1 protein-coding gene is annotated in these 236 nt (G+C 64.0%); it reads right to left on the bottom strand.

Features of this window, described 5'->3' with window-relative positions:
* Window positions 1–236, bottom strand: a 236-nt coding sequence (locus AAEY83_RS18460) for a DUF3617 domain-containing protein (protein WP_351061601.1), incomplete at both ends; no start/stop codon positions are given.

Genomic DNA, 236 nt, shown 5'->3' with positions numbered 1-236 from the left:
CTTTCGGGCAGCTGAAGCGGAATTTCCACTGGTTGCCGGTGCGCTCGGTGATCTGCTGCTTGCAGCCCGATTGCGGGTCGGCCAACGGGATGTCGTTGGTCGCCACCTGCTGCGGCGTCAGGCAAGCGCGGATGCCTTTGCCGCCGATGTTGATGCCGTTCTTCTCCAGCGCAGCGCGCTGCTGCGGGGTGATCTGGCCTTGGATCTGGCCAAGGATCGATTGCACGTCCATGGCC

It is taken from the genome of Psychrobacter sp. TB20-MNA-CIBAN-0197 (assembly GCF_040309765.1).
Lineage (GTDB): Bacteria > Pseudomonadota > Gammaproteobacteria > Pseudomonadales > Moraxellaceae > Psychrobacter > Psychrobacter submarinus.
This window is presented reverse-complemented; position numbering and strand designations above follow the sequence as displayed.